This window comes from Bradyrhizobium sp. HKCCYLRH3059 (assembly GCF_051168035.1).
Taxonomy (GTDB): domain Bacteria; phylum Pseudomonadota; class Alphaproteobacteria; order Rhizobiales; family Xanthobacteraceae; genus Bradyrhizobium.
In genome coordinates, this window is the sequence record NZ_JBNPUF010000001.1 from 895152 (window position 1) to 908729 (window position 13578).

Sequence of the window (13578 nt, forward strand, 5' to 3'; positions counted from 1 at the left end):
CACGGCGGGATGCCTGCCGGCCGAGCGCGTTGCCTCAGCCATGCATCGCGAAGTGATGCGCGTCGTCCATCTGGACGATGTGGCTGTAGTCGGCGTGCGGCGCGTCGTGCACGGCCACCGGCGCGTGGTCGAAATTCGGCGGTACGATGCCGGTGTTGCCCGCATGGCCATGGTCGCCGAAATTGTCGACGATGATCGGGTTGTGCGACGAGCCCTCGCCGTGCAACGGGCCGGGGAAGCCGGGGCCGGGGCCCTGGCCGCCCTGGGCGTTGTCGGCGGACTGATGGATCGCCTGCGCGATCGAGTCCCAGAACCCGCCATGGCTGCCGCCGTCCTGTCCCGCATGAGCGATCTGGATGCTGCCGTCGCTGCGCAGGCCGTCCTGGGCCAGCTTGAAGACGTCGCCGATCGCCGCGCCGAGATCGCCATGGCTGAGGTCGTTGACCAGCGAGCCCAGGTCGTGGCCGATCGCGTCGAGCTGCTGCCCCAGAGAGTGGCTCAACTCGCCGGCGGTCTGTGCCAGCCCGTTGAGACCCTCGCCGACGAAATGGCCGACGCCATCGACGATGCCGGTGCCGACCGCATCGGCGCCGTGGGCGATGCCGGAGATCGCCTCGCCGATCGGTCCGCCGATCAGGTGGCCCGCCGCCGACGCCGTGTCGGTGACCACGCCGATGGCGCCGTCGGCCACCACCACGCCGGCGTCGAAGCCGCCCTTCACCACGGCGCCTGCAGCGTCGAGCGCGTCCATGCCGACCTCGCCGGCCGTTCCGACGATGGTGCCGGCCATGCCGAGCGCGCCGTGGCCGACTGCGCCGGCCGCCTCCAGCCCGGCCTCGCCGAGGCCGACCGCGGTGTGTGCGAGGTCGCCGGCGACGTCGAGGGCGCCATGCGCCACGTCGCCACCGACCTTGAGCCCGCCGTCGACGATGTCGCCGCCGATATGCTTGACGTCGTTGATGACGCCGTCGATGTCGCCATGCACCAGGTGGCCGACCCCGGACGCCACGTCGCCGGCGACGTTGATCCCGGTATGGAGGACGTCGCCGCCGACATGGACCACGGTCGACGCGACGTCGCCTACGGTGTGAAGCAGGCCGCCGCCGATCGCCTCGGCACCGTGCCCGATCGCGCCGAGTACGCCGCCCACGGTATGGATGGCCTCGCCGCCGAGCGCGCCGATGCCATGCACCACGCTGCCCACGGCATGGGCCGCATCGCCGGCGACGTGCTCGACCGTATCGACCACGGCGCCCGCCGCACCGCCGACCGCACCCGCCACATCCTTCGCGACGTCTTTCACGTCGTCCACGGCGGAACTGACGGCATCTCCGATATCATCCCAAAAGCTCATGACCTGCTCCTCTCGGTTGCGTCACCTCGCCTCGGGTGACGCGCCGTTTGTCGCAGATCGCGTCCCCGCGCTCCGTGCGCGACATCACGCAGGCTGAGACGTGGCACGGCTCCGGCGCGAAGCTTGTCCGCAAGCCGCGTCATCCACCTCTTCGGGGGCCGCGGGAAGGGACATGCGTGGATGCCGGCGCAGGCCGGGCAACTAATTAGCAGGCCCTGATCGCGTTCGTTCAGGGGGCATCGGTGATGCTCAGCGGCGGTTCAGGCGTGGCCGATCCAGCCATGCCAGGTCAGCGCTGTGAAGAATGGACGGGCATCGCGAAAGCCGCCGTCACGCAGGATGGCTTCATCCTCCCCTGGGCTCAGCATGTTGACGCTGGCATCGACGGTCGCGCGCATCGTCCTGGCCTGCTCGGGGTCTGTGCCGGACGCAACGGCATAGGCCGCATACCGATCCAGCCACAGCGACCTCTCGACTGGCTCGTTGGGCAGGCAGCTATGGGCCACCACGAAAGGCGCTCCAGGGTGGAGCCGGTCGTGCACGGCGCGGACTGTCCGCAACCGTTCCGATGCTGCCAGAAAATGCAGCGTCAGCAGGCATGTCGCCGCGTCAAACGGGCCGGCCGGCGCATCGTCGATGGTGCCCTCGATCAGTTCGACCCGGCTCGTCCGCGCGCCGAGCGTGCGTTCGGCGAGTCGCAGCATCTGCGGCGCCGGATCGACGCCGACGAAGGTCCACGATGGTTGCGCTTCCGCCAACGCGTTGAGCTCGAGCCCGCCGCCCGCGCCCAGCACGAGCACCCTCGCATATTCGGGCGCCCGCTCGGCCAGCAGGACCGCCGTCATCCGGTGCAGCCCGTCGAGACCGGGCACGAAGCGACGTGGACCATCCGTGTAGCGCGCGACGAATTCGGGATCGGAAAACGCGCGGATGAACTGCTGAGCGCCGTCGGCAATGTCAGCCGGCATGACAAATGTCTCCTTTGCGAGGTCGCTTGCGTCGTTCGAGGCGCTCGTGGAAATCAGCGCTCAGCGCCGCCAGCGTGATGGCGCCGAGACGGGACAGCAGCAAGGTCTCGGCGGCCCGGATGGAGGTGTCGAGCGCCGCATTGACCGCCTGCTCGACGAGGCAGTCGGGAGTCTCGCTCCGATGGCCGATGGCGAACAGCGATGGACGCCCGAGTGAATCGTAGACGTCGCGCAGGGTGACGGTCGCCAGATCGCAGGCGAGCGTCCAGCCGCCGCCATGGCCTTTCTCGGAGCGCACATAGCCGCTGTCCCGGAGGCCCGCCATGATTCTGCGGATCACGACCGGATTGGTCTGCATCATCGCTGCGAGGGCCTCGGACGTGACCGGACCGTCGTGCTCCGCCATGTGGAGCAGGACGTGCAGGATGCCGGACAACTGGCTGTTGGGTCTCATGTAACTTTTAATATGACATGATATTCCAGCCGTCAACCGGCCGGCCCGGCCATGAAGGCTTGGGCGCCGACGCTGGCGCCTCTGCCCGTCGGGCGATTCGGTCCTGCATCCCGCGTGCGGCGGGCGGGTCCATGCCTCCCAACGATGAGAAACGCGCTGCGCGGAAAAACTGAATTTGCCCGCGCGTTCAAGCTGATTTGGGCTGTCCAGTCCCATCAGTAAAAATATGCCGCTTCTCAATTTCGGAATTTCGTGAATTATTCCGTCCGTCCCGCCTCATCGACGAGGGGCGCTGCGCGGTCGTCACGAAGCGTGGAGTGCGGGATGTGATGGGCGGGCCGGTTTGCAGCGTGATCATTCGCGCGGACGAACAACATCGGCTCGCACGGTCAAGTCGCGTGGTCCTGACCTCCCGATGCTGAGGTCAAGCCGGCTGTTGATGCCCCGCGCATCTCGCCGGTGATGGGGGCAACACAGCCCGGTCCCCAGGGAGATCGCGAAGCAGCCGTTAAAACTATCGCGCAGGGAGGGCCGGGTCGTCCGGCTGGACCTGTGGTACCTGCCGCCTGCATTTTTTTCGCAGGCGGGCCACGGGCCTCAGTCGAGGTCCGGCCTTCCCTGCACCCTCGCTTCGGAAGAGGGTGAGATCGATGCATCACTCGGACGCCAAGAGCGTCGCGAGGACAATGACGCGCGTCCCCAAATGCAGTTTGAGATTGCTGACCACGACGGCACCACAAACGCGATGCTCACCCTCCCCTGGAGGGGGAGGGTCGCCTCACGAGGAGCGAAGCGAAACGTGAGGCGGGGTGGGTGATGTCTCCGCGCGCAAAAGCATGCGTGGAGAGATCATCCCACCCCGCTCGCCCGCTTCGCGTGCGATCGACCCTCCCCCTCCAGGGGAGGGTGGCACCCGAGCGCGCGGCTAGCGTCCGGCGGCCCTCGGTATCTCGCCAAAAAAAGCGGCGCTCGATGGACGGCTTACTATTTGAATCCTGCGAACCGGCTGTCGAACGAGTTCGACTGCAGCACTGGTACGGCGCCGGAGACCAGCGCGGTCTGGGTCTGCGCGGGGGCCGAGGCCGTGGTGGCGGGCGCGTCGCCGGCGGCGGGCTTGAACGGCGGCCGCGCGGCGGCCTGCCGGGTCTCGGCGGGCTTCGCCGCGACCGGCTTGGGCGCAGGCTTGATCTCGGCGGGCTTGATCTCCGAGGGCCTGGCGTCCGCGGTCTTGCTCTCGGGCTTCGCGGTCGCAGCCTTGGTGTCGGCCGCGGCATTGCCGCCGATCCCGACCTTGCGGGCGAGGCTCGACATGAAGCTCGGCTTCTCCGGCGCACTGACGGCCGCCACCCGGGTGGAGGGCGCCACTGCGGGAGCCGGAGCCGCACCGGCCGGCATCGCGGCGACCTCGTCGGCGCCGGGCGCGCGCGGCGGGTTGACATGACCGGGGATCGTGCCTGGCGCCGGCGTGAAATTGGCGAGCGACAGGCCCGGCGCTTCGCCGGCATCGGACAGGCCGGTGGAGGCCCCTGGCACGCGGCTGGCGAAGATGGGGTTCATGCCGCCATCGATGCCGGTGTTGAGCTTGGCGACCGGCGTGCCCTTGGCGACGAGCTTGGCATATTCCGCCTCGTCCGCCTGCTGCTTGTCGCGCACGGCGGCGGTGATCTCGTCGGGCACGACGTAGGCCGGGCACTTGGCGGAGGCGTCGAATACCGGATCGTGCGTCGCGCCCGGCGGCTTCTGGGCGTCGAAGACGTACTTCTTCTCGCAGAAGTCGACCTTCGGCTCCTGCCGGGTGACTTCGAAATGGTCGTAGCCTTCCTTGATCATGCGCCAGAACGGCATGTTCGGATTGTTGCGGTGCCTGGCCATGTTCACCGGCGTCATCCGGAACGGATAGGCCTGGAACTGGAAGGCGCGCTGGCCGCCGAAGAAGGACTCGCGCCCGAGCGCATAGATCTCGGCGATCTGCTCATCGGTCATCGCGAAGCAGCCGCGCGAGGAGCAGTCGCCATGCACCATCAGCTGCGAGCCGGTGCGGCCGAGCGCCTTGTCGAACGCGTTCGGATAGCCGGTGTTGAAGGACAGATAGTAGGCCGATTGCGGGTTCATCTGGCTCGGATTGATCGAGTAGAAGCCCTCCGGCGCCTGGCGGTCGCCCTCGCGCACCTTCGGTCCGAGATCGCCGGACCAGCGGCAGATCGGATAGGTCTTGAGCAGCGCGAACTTGCCCGAGCGGTCCTGCTTCCAGACCTCGAGCTCGGCTTCCTGCTTGAACACGCGGACCAGGATCGGCGACTGCAGATCCATGTCCTTCTCGCCCATCGTCGCGACGAGCTTCGGCGGCACCGGCTGGTTGGCCTTGGCGTTGGTGGCGAGCGCGACCTGATCGCTGTTGCAACCCGTCAGCAGCGCGCCGGCGGCCAACACTGCCGAGGTCATCAGAACCCGGACGAAAGCGCGGTTGATCAAAGCAAAGCTCCCCGCAAACCCGGCATGCCGCAACACCCCAGTCTCATCTCACGCGATCGGCCCGAAAGCTGGATAAATCACGGGTCGACCCTGCGTCATGCCGTCAAACCATTGATTAAAATTGTAGCCTTTGACCCCAAGCCTCGCAACCCGCGCTCCGGCGATGCCGAAAGGCCCCGGCCGCTTTGGTCAACAACTCCTAAACAGCAGACCCCGCCGGCGGGGCCGAAATGCGGCCAAACGGCTGGAAAGACTCACAAAACCGCGAGCGCCGGGAGCTCGGCTCCGGCCCGGTCAGCTGAGCTTGCGGCCGATCTCGATGAACTTCTGCCGGCGCTGCTTGCGGATGGCGTCGGCGTCGAGCCCCTTCAGCTCGTCGAGCGCCTGGGCGATCGCCTCGCCGGTGGCGGCGATCATCGCCGCGGGATCGCGATGGGCGCCGCCGACCGGCTCCTTGAGGATGGTGTCGACCACGCCGAAGCGCAGCATGTCCTGGGCGGTGATCTTCATGCTGTTGGCGGCTTCCTGCGCCTTGGTGCCGTCGCGCCACAGGATCGAGGAGGCGGCCTCCGGCGAAATGACGCTGTAGATCGCGTGCTCCAGCATCAGCACCCGGTTGGCGGTGGTCAGCGCGATGGCGCCGCCCGACATGCCCTCGCCGGTGATGATCGCCACGTTCGGCACGCCGAGCGCCAGGCAGGCATCGGTGGAGCGGGCGATCGCCTCGGCCTGGCCGCGCTCCTCGGCGCCGATGCCGGGATAGGCGCCGGCGGAATCGACCAGCGACAGCACGGGGATGCCGAACCGTTCGGCCATCTCCATCAGCCTGACAGCCTTTCGATAGCCCTCCGGGCGGGCCATGCCGAAATTGTGCTTGAGGCGGGATTCGGTGGTGGCGCCCTTTTCCTGGCCCATCACGCAGATCGGCTCGCCGCGGAAGCGGCCGAAGCCGCCCAGCAAGGCGGCGTCCTCGCCGAACTTGCGGTCGCCGGCCAGCGGCGTGAACTCGGTGATCAGCCCGCTGACGAAATCGGTGAAATGCGGCCGCTGCGGGTGGCGCGCGACCATCGTCTTCTGCCAGGGCGTCAGGTTGGCGTAGAGCTCGGCCAGCGCCTGGCCGGCCTTCTCCTCGATCCGGCTGACCTCCTCGCCGATGTCGGTGCCGGAGGCGGCCATCGCCCGGAGTTCATCGACCTTGGAATCGAGCTCGGCAACGGGCTTTTCGAAATCGAGGTAGCTGCGCATGGGATCCGGCATGGAAGAGCTGAAGGAAGAGCGCTGGGAGACGGAATCGGTTCGGCCTTCGACCCGAAGCCGAAGGACTTCAGGAGCTTAGGGTACGATCGGTGCCCAGCCTCCAGGCATCGCGCCGGGATCGCGGGCAGGATGGCGCTCTTTCGGGGCAGACGGGCGCGAAGTCAAGCCGGCCGGGCGTCACGCCGGCGGATTTGGTTTCGGGAAGGTGTGAAGCGAGGTCAGGTCTCGGCCAGCGGGTGCAGGTCCCGCACCAGGCTCTTGAGGCGCTCCTCGACCACGTGGGTGTAGATCTGGGTGGTCGAGATGTCGGTGTGGCCGAGCAGGGTCTGGACGATGCGCAGGTCGGCGCCGTTGTGCAGCAGATGGCTGGCGAAGGCGTGGCGCAGCACGTGCGGCGACACCAGCCGGGCCGGTAGGCCGCTCGCCACCGCGAGCTCCTTGAGGTCGCGGGCGAAGTGCTGGCGGGTGAGGTGGCCGCTCTCGCCGAACGACGGAAACAGCCATTTGCCGAATGTCGCACTGGCTTTCTTCTCGGGCTTCAGCGCATCCAGGGCGGCGAGATAGTCGGCCATCGCCTGGCGCGAGGCCTGGTTCAGCGGCACCAGCCGCTCCTTGTTGCCCTTGCCGCGCACCACGATCATGCGGGCGTCGTTGCGCGCCGCGGTGCGCGGCAGCGCTACCAGCTCGGAGACGCGCAGGCCGGTCGCGTAGAGCACCTCGAGCAGGCAATACAGGCGAAGCGCGCGCAGCCGCTGCGCCGGCGAAGCGTCCGCGCCCTCGCTCAGCTCCTTGGCGCGGGTCAGCATCCGGTCGACATCGCCGATCGACAGCACCTTGGGCAGCGGCCGGCCGCGTTTCGGGCCCGACAGGATGGCAGCGGGATCGTCGCTGCGGATGCGCTCGCTCAGCAGGAAGCGAAACAGGTGCCGCATCGCCGACAGCCGCCGCGCCACGCTGGAGGATTTGAAACCCCTGGTGTCGAGATCGGCGAGATAGTCGCGCAATGCCTGGGTGTCGGCCGTGGCGAAGCCGTTGGCCTTGCCGCCGAGAAATTCGGAGAGATCGGTGAGGTCGCGGCGATAGGCGTCCAGCGTGTTCTGACCGGCGCCCTGCTCGGCGGCCATCATGTCGAGGAACAGGCTCATCAGCCCGGCGTCGGAGGCCTTGACCTTCATGTCGTGAAATCCGCTGCGTCCGAGGCGATCGAATCACTACGAGGTATTCGTGCCGGCACGGCGAGCGGTGACTGCAAATCTGGCCGATATCGCGGCGCCCGGCCGCCTCAGACAACCGCAAAATTCTTAATCAATGCCCTGTGGCTTTTCGGTTCGTCGCAGCGGCGCCGCTCATCTCTTCTGGAACCTGTCGGGCGGGATCGTCACCGTCATCTCGCGCGGCTTCGGATTGACGAAATTCGCCAGCGCGTAGATCGCGCCATAGACCACGCCGACGATGACGGCGATGACGGTCAGGAAGCGGAACAGGCTGGGCATGTCGGTCGCGCAGGCCACCAGAAAGGGAACAGTTTCATCCAACATGTTCGCATCGGCCTTGCAAGCCCGTCGGGCAGACCGGGCAGCTCGCCTTGGCTTGGGGGGACGGAACAGGATGCCTTTGAAAGCAGCAGGGGCTGGGTTAGAAGCCTGGAGATGACCGACACGACGCAACCCGCACCCAGCCCAGCCGCTCCGGAGGCCGCGATTCTCGCAGGCCTCGGCAAGCGGCTGATCGTGCTGGTCGGCATGATGGGTGTCGGCAAGTCGACCGTTGGCCGGCGGCTCGCGGCGCGGTTGCGGCTGCCCTTCGTCGATGCGGACACCGAGATCGAGACCGCGGCCGGCATGACCATACCGGAAATCTTCGAGTCGCGCGGCGAGGACTATTTCCGCAACGGCGAGGCCAGGGTGATCGCCCGCCTGCTCGAAAATGGTCCGGCCGTGCTGGCAACCGGTGGCGGCGCCTTCATGCGCGAGGAGACGCGGCGGCGCATCCAGGAGAAGGCGGTCTCGGTGTGGCTCAAGGCCGATGCCGACGTGATCATGCGCCGCGTCCGGCGGCGGGCCGACCGGCCGCTGCTGCAGACCGCCGATCCGGAAGGCACGGTCGCTCGCCTGCTCGTCGAGCGCGAGCCGGTCTACCAGCTTGCCGATCTCACGATCTGCTCGCGCGATGTGCCGCATGATCGCGTTGTCGAGGACTGCATGGAGGCGCTGCAGGCGTTCTTCTCGCCACCGGAGACCGAGGCGGGGCCGGCCGGACCACAACCCGATCCAGTTCAACCCGATCCTCCGCAGGCGATGGGCGCGCTCCGATGACAGCACCACTGAAGCATTCCGATCCGATCATCGTCGACGTCGCGCTCGGCGAGCGCGCCTATGACATCGTCATCGGCCGCGGCGTGCTGGCTTCACTCGGCCAGCGGATCGCGGCGCTGCGGCCCGGCGTGCGCACCGCCATCGTCACCGACCGTACCGTGGCCGCGCATTGGCTGAAGCCGGCCGAAGCGATCCTGGCGGAGGCGGGCATCCCGGCGTCCACGATTGTGGTCGATGAGGGCGAGGGCTCCAAGACCTATGCCGGCCTGGAGAAGGTCAGCGAGGCGCTGATCGCTGCCAGGATCGAGCGCAACGATCTCGTCATCGCGCTCGGCGGCGGGGTGGTCGGGGATCTCGCCGGCTTCGCGGCCGCCATCCTGCGCCGCGGCGTCGATTTCGTGCAGGTGCCGACCTCGCTGCTGGCGCAGGTCGATTCCTCCGTCGGCGGCAAGACCGGCATCAATTCGCCCCAGGGCAAGAACCTGCTCGGCGCCTTCCACCAGCCGGTGCTGGTGATCGCCGACACGGCCGTGCTCGACACCCTGTCGCCGCGCCAGTTCCGCGCCGGCTATGCCGAGGTCGCCAAATACGGCCTGCTCGGCGATGCCAGCTTCTTCGCCTGGCTCGAGGCCAACCATGCCGACATCGTCAAGGGCGGTGCGGCGCGTGAGCACGCGGTCGCGACCTCCTGTCGCGCCAAGGCGGCGATCGTCGCCCGCGACGAGCGCGAGACCGGCGACCGGGCGCTGCTCAATCTCGGCCACACCTTCGGCCATGCGCTGGAGGCCGTGACCGGCTTCTCCGACCGGCTGTTCCACGGCGAGGGCGTCGCGGTCGGCATGGTGCTGGCGGCGCAGTTCTCGGCCGAGCTCGGCATGCTGCCGCCCGACGACGTCACACGCATCGAGCGTCACCTTGCCGCGGTCGGTCTGCCGACCCATCTGCAGGACATCGCCGGCTTCGCCCAGGAGGGGATCGGCGACGCCGATCGGCTCTTGGCCTTGATGGCGCAGGACAAGAAGGTCAAGCGCGGCAAGCTCACCTTCATCCTGATGGAAGCCATCGGCCGCGCCGTCATCGCGAAGGACGTCGATCCGGCGCGCGTCCGCGACTTTCTCCAGGCCAAATTGCGCAGCAGAAGCTGATCCCGGGCTTTACGCCGTATTGAGCAGTGCCAACGGATCATCGGCGGCCTCCCTACAGAGCGACATCGGCGTCATGGACTGGTTCACACTCTCCGTCGTCATCCTCCTCCTCGCCGCCTCGGCCTTCTTTGCGCTGAGCGAGACCGCGCTGACCGGTGCCTCCCGCGCCTCGATGCTGCGGCTGTCGAAGCAGGGCAATCGCGATGCCGATGTGGTGTCGAGCCTGTTCGACATGCGCGAACGGCTGATCGGGGCCCTGCTGCTCGGCAACAACATCGCCAATATCGGCGCCTCCGCGCTGGCGACCGGTATTTTTACCGCCTGGTTCGGTGAGGTCGGCGTGCTCTACGCGACCGGCGTGATGACCGCGCTGGTCGTGATCTTTGCCGAGGTGCTGCCGAAGACGATCGCGATCAATGCGCCGGATCGCGTCTCGCTCGCGGTCGCCAGGCCGATGCGCGCGACTGTGTTCGTGCTCGGTCCGGTGCTTGCCGTGATCGAGGCGATCGTGCGCGGGCTGATGCGGCTGATCGGCTTCAAGGTCGGGGCCAATCAGCCGATCCTGTCGCCGACCGAACGCCTGCGCGGCGCGGTCGATCTGTTGCATCATGAAGGCAAGGTCGAGAAGCAGGACCGCGACATGCTCGGCGGCCTACTCGATCTGCGCGAATTGCAGGTGTCCGACGTGATGGTCCACCGCACCGAAATGGTGATGGTGAATGCGGACCTGCCGCAGGAGGAACTGGTGCGCGAGGTGCTCGCCACCGAGTACACACGCATCCCGCTGTGGCGCGGCACGCCGGAGAACATCATCGGCGTGCTGCATGCGAAGGACCTGCTGCGTGCGATCCGCGCCGCCGAGGGCGATGTGTCGCACATCGACGTTGCTTCACTGGCGCTCCCGCCGTGGTTCGTACCGGAGATGCGCTCCGTGTCGGAACAGCTCAAGGCGTTCCGCCGGCGCAAGACGCATTTCGCGCTCGTGGTCGACGAGTATGGCGAGGTCGAAGGCATCGTCACGCTGGAGGATATTCTGGAGGAGATCGTCGGCGACATCTCCGACGAGCAAGATGTGCAGGTCGCGGGTGTGCGCCTGCAGCCGGACGGGTCCGTCGTCGTCGATGGCTCAGTGCCGATCCGCGATCTCAATCGCGCGATGGACTGGACGCTGCCCGATGAGGAAGCAACGACAGTTGCCGGTCTCGTCATTCACGAGGCGCGTTCGATCCCCGAGCGCGGCCAGAGCTTCACGTTCCACGGCTTCCGCTTTCGCGTGCTGCGCCGGGAGCGCAATCGCATCACCGCGCTGCGTATCGTACCGGTGCCGCGCGGCGAAACCGAGGAGGCGCGGCCGCGCCGTGCGGGCACGGCGTTCTAATTGGGGATCAAGCCTCGCCCGGCGCCTTCGCATGCAGCGCGAGCGCGTGCACCGAGCCGGCAAGTTCCGCTGCCAATGCGGCGTTGATCAGGCGGTGGCGATCGACACGGCTCTTGCCGGCGAAGGCCTGCGACACAATATACACGCGGAAATGGGTCTCACCGCTCGGCTGATGGCCCATATGGCCTTCATGCAGATGTGATTCGTCTTGAACATCGAGGCTTTCGGGCGAGAAAGCTTCGCGCAACTTTTTGATGATAGCATCTCGGGTCCGCATGGTCTCTGGAAATACGCATCAAATTATTTTTCGTCAATCGGCGGTCCCCGCCTGAGGTATTCGCAATGTCAAGACTTGAAGCTTTTCGCGTTGCGTAGTCAAAGTCCGCCATGCCGATCGATTCAAACAAATTCTTCGACTCCATCCGCATCAAGCCCAAGAAGCAGGCTGCGCGGCAGCCGGTGGTGCGCGAGGAGGCCCAGCCCTGTCAGTGGCCGGACTGCAAGAACAAGGGCTCGCATCGCGCGCCCAAGGGACGCGAGAACGCGCGCGAGTATTGGCACTTCTGTCTCGATCACGTGCGCGAGTACAACCAGTCCTACAATTTCTTCTCGGGGATGAACGCCGAAGCGGTCGCGCGCTATCAGAAGGATGCGCTGACCGGACACCGCCCGACCTGGAAGATGGGTGCCAACACGTCGGCCAAGCGCGGCACCGGCAGCGCCGAGGGCGATCTCGGCGATGCCGCCGATCCGTTCAGCGTATTCGCCGAGATCAACGGCCGCGGCAGTTGGCGTCCGGATCCGCGCTCGGCTCCCAAGGCCGAGACGCGCAAGGTCTTCAACGCCGAGCGCAAGGCGCTGCAGGTGATGGGCCTCGGTCCCGACGCGACGCTCGAGGATGTCAAGGTCAAGTACAAGGCGCTGGTGAAGCAGCACCATCCCGATGCCAATGGCGGCGACCGCTCCACCGAGGATCGCCTGATCGAGATCATCAAGGCCTACAACTACCTGAAGACGGTGGTGAAGGGCTGACGCGCGGCAGCGCGCGAGGCTGCCGCACGTCGCGTTGAAGGTATGTTGAAGGTATCAGGGCTTCGGCCCGATATAGGCCGAGCTCGGCCGGATCAACCGCCCGGTGCGCTGTTGCTCGCGGGCATGCGCCGTCCAGCCGGCGGCACGCGCCACCGCGAAGATCGGCGTGAACGCCTGGCGCGGAATCTTCAGCGCATCGAGCAGGATGGCGGTGAAGAACTCGACATTGGTGTCGAGCACGCGCTCCGGATTCTTCCGCCGCAGCGCTTGGCGAATGTAAGCCTCTACCTCGCTCGCAAAAGGCAGATCAGCCCCGCTGCCCGCCAGCCGCTCGATCGCGCCCTTGAGCACGTCGGCCCGCGGATCGCGCACGCGATAGATCCGATGCCCGAACCCCATCAGCCGCTCGCCACGGCCGAGCGCCGCGTCGACCCACGGCCTGATGTTGTCGCGCGTGCCGATCGCGTTGAGCATCTCCAGCACCGGCTCCGGCGCGCCGCCATGCAGCGGGCCGGTGAGCGCGCAATAGCCGGCGGTGACTGACGCGAACAGGTCGGCCTGGGTCGAGGCGACGACGCGCGCGGCGAAGGTCGAGGCGTTCATGCCGTGATCGCTGACGGTGACGAGATACGTGTCCAGCGCCGCCACCTCGCCGCTCTCGGGCGTGTCGCCGCGGACCATCCGCAACGTGTCTGCGGCGTGACCGGCGTCAGGGTCGGGCGCGATCGGCTGTGTTCCCTGGGCGCGCTGGACCAGGGCGCCGGCGATCACCGGGCAGGCGCCGACGATCGTGGCTTCGTCGTCGAGCCCGGGTTCGGACCGCAGCGCCGCGACGGCGGCGCGGAAGCCGTCGATGATCGACAGGCCGGAGGTCGCGGCGAGCAGCTCGGGCAGCCGGGCAAAGGCACGCTCGCGGGCACGGCCAAGGCTGGCGCGGACCTCGGCCTCGCCGACGGTGCGCTTCGTCGCCGCGCTCCATAGCCGGGCGGTCACGCCCTCGAAGCCGCTGGCGGCGGCGAGATCGGCCACACGCGCTCCGGCGATGATGAGCTCCCCCTGCTGGCCGTCGACGTGGCTGAGCACGGTCTCGGCGGCGGCGATGCCGTCGAGGCCGATCGGGGTCTTGCCGAGCTGGATGGTCATGGCGAGGGTCTCCTTCGAGAATGATCACGCTGACAAGATCCGCCCAGTCGACAACTTGAT

The 13578-nt window shown here is 67.4% G+C and carries 13 protein-coding genes; 4 read left to right on the forward strand and 9 right to left on the reverse strand.

Features of this window, described 5'->3' with window-relative positions; translation table 11 throughout:
• Positions 1-34: 34 nt before the first annotated feature.
• From ACQR13_RS04120 to ACQR13_RS04150, 7 genes are all read right to left on the reverse strand, one after another.
• Positions 35-1354, reverse strand: coding sequence for a hypothetical protein (locus ACQR13_RS04120; RefSeq protein ID WP_434862593.1), 1320 nt, complete (start codon positions 1352-1354; stop codon positions 35-37).
• A gap of 260 nt (positions 1355-1614) precedes the next feature.
• Positions 1615-2322, reverse strand: a complete 708-nt coding sequence (locus ACQR13_RS04125; RefSeq protein ID WP_434862594.1) for a class I SAM-dependent methyltransferase — start codon at positions 2320-2322, stop codon at positions 1615-1617.
• Positions 2312-2776, reverse strand: a complete 465-nt coding sequence (locus tag ACQR13_RS04130; RefSeq protein WP_315825527.1) for an Rrf2 family transcriptional regulator — start codon at positions 2774-2776, stop codon at positions 2312-2314. Before ACQR13_RS04130 ends, ACQR13_RS04125 begins: the two co-directional genes overlap by 11 nt.
• Positions 2777-3760: 984 nt before the next feature.
• On the reverse strand, positions 3761-5248 hold the full coding sequence (locus ACQR13_RS04135) for a L,D-transpeptidase family protein (RefSeq protein ID WP_434862595.1): 1488 nt from the start codon (positions 5246-5248) through the stop codon (positions 3761-3763).
• Between the two features lie 294 nt (positions 5249-5542).
• Positions 5543-6505: an acetyl-CoA carboxylase carboxyltransferase subunit alpha gene (locus ACQR13_RS04140; protein WP_434862596.1), complete on the reverse strand. Its 963-nt coding sequence runs from the start codon at positions 6503-6505 to the stop codon at positions 5543-5545.
• A 218-nt stretch (positions 6506-6723) separates the two neighbouring features.
• Entirely contained in the window at positions 6724-7680 is a 957-nt protein-coding gene (xerD, locus tag ACQR13_RS04145) for a site-specific tyrosine recombinase XerD (protein ID WP_315715222.1), read from the reverse strand.
• 171 nt (positions 7681-7851) lie between these two features.
• On the reverse strand, positions 7852-7998 hold the full coding sequence (locus tag ACQR13_RS04150) for a histidine kinase (RefSeq protein ID WP_315715424.1): 147 nt from the start codon (positions 7996-7998) through the stop codon (positions 7852-7854).
• Between the two features lie 156 nt (positions 7999-8154).
• Between ACQR13_RS04150 and ACQR13_RS04155 the strand changes: the two genes are divergently transcribed.
• From ACQR13_RS04155 to ACQR13_RS04165, 3 genes are all read left to right on the forward strand, one after another.
• A complete protein-coding gene (locus ACQR13_RS04155; RefSeq protein ID WP_315715223.1) occupies positions 8155-8820 on the forward strand; it encodes a shikimate kinase in 666 nt (221 codons plus the stop codon).
• On the forward strand, positions 8817-9965 hold the full coding sequence (gene aroB, locus ACQR13_RS04160) for a 3-dehydroquinate synthase (RefSeq protein WP_434845221.1): 1149 nt from the start codon (positions 8817-8819) through the stop codon (positions 9963-9965). The genes ACQR13_RS04155 and aroB overlap by 4 nt, the downstream gene beginning before the upstream one ends.
• A gap of 73 nt (positions 9966-10038) precedes the next feature.
• The gene (locus ACQR13_RS04165) at positions 10039-11343 is read left to right on the forward strand and encodes an HlyC/CorC family transporter (protein WP_315715225.1); all 1305 of its coding nucleotides are present in this window, start codon (positions 10039-10041) and stop codon (positions 11341-11343) included.
• A 7-nt stretch (positions 11344-11350) separates the two neighbouring features.
• Here the strand turns inward: ACQR13_RS04165 and ACQR13_RS04170 are convergent, their stop codons facing one another.
• Positions 11351-11620, reverse strand: a complete 270-nt coding sequence (locus ACQR13_RS04170) for a BolA family protein (protein ID WP_315752308.1) — start codon at positions 11618-11620, stop codon at positions 11351-11353.
• Positions 11621-11730: 110 nt separating this feature from the next.
• On the opposite strand from ACQR13_RS04170, the gene ACQR13_RS04175 reads away from it, so the two are divergent.
• Positions 11731-12375, forward strand: coding sequence for a J domain-containing protein (locus tag ACQR13_RS04175; protein ID WP_315715227.1), 645 nt, complete (start codon positions 11731-11733; stop codon positions 12373-12375).
• A gap of 54 nt (positions 12376-12429) precedes the next feature.
• Here the strand turns inward: ACQR13_RS04175 and ACQR13_RS04180 are convergent, their stop codons facing one another.
• Complete coding sequence (locus ACQR13_RS04180; RefSeq protein ID WP_315752307.1) at positions 12430-13518, reverse strand: citrate synthase/methylcitrate synthase; 1089 nt, start codon at positions 13516-13518, stop codon at positions 12430-12432.
• Positions 13519-13578 lie beyond the last annotated feature (60 nt).